The organism is Delftia sp. ASV31, assembly GCF_016428765.1.
GTDB classification, from domain to species: domain Bacteria; phylum Pseudomonadota; class Gammaproteobacteria; order Burkholderiales; family Burkholderiaceae_C; genus Comamonas; species Comamonas acidovorans.
The window spans coordinates 1-478 of record NZ_JAELTK010000209.1; the positions used below are offsets into that span (position 1 = coordinate 1).

The window sequence follows — 478 nt, forward strand, 5'->3', positions numbered from 1 at the left end:
CCCCCCCCCCCCCCCTCTTTCCTCCCCCCCCCCCCACCGCCACCTACACTGTTCGCATTTCGTCGGCAGCGTCAGATGTGTATAAGAGACAGGAGTCTGGCGGCTTTTTACCCCAGGGCAGCAACGTAAGGCGCTGTCTATGATTTTCTTGATTATCCTGATGGCGGGCCTGGAAACGGTGGGTGTGCTGTCAATCGCCCCTTTTCTTTCCGTACTTGCGCGCCCTGGAATAATTCAGGAAAATAAATGGCTTTACTTTGCATACGATCAGTTTGGGTTTAAGGATTTTTCTTCATTCATCACGATGCTTGGCCTATTTACGATGTTGATCGTTGTGCTTGCATCGATATTCAAGACATTGACTTTCCACGTGGTTGGACGATTTGTCCATATGCAGAGGCAATCGTTGAGTTCGCGTCTTTTGTCTACCTATCTGCATCAAACTTATGAATTTTTTCTTTCAATAAGCCCTCCCGAA

At 48.5% G+C, this 478-nt stretch carries 1 protein-coding gene; it reads left to right on the forward strand.

Annotation, left to right across the window (positions count from 1 at the left end; all coding sequences use genetic code 11):
* Positions 1 to 139 precede the first annotated feature (139 nt).
* Positions 140 to 478, forward strand: a 339-nt coding sequence (locus JHD82_RS30050; RefSeq protein WP_233174953.1) for a hypothetical protein, incomplete at its 3' end; no start/stop codon positions are given.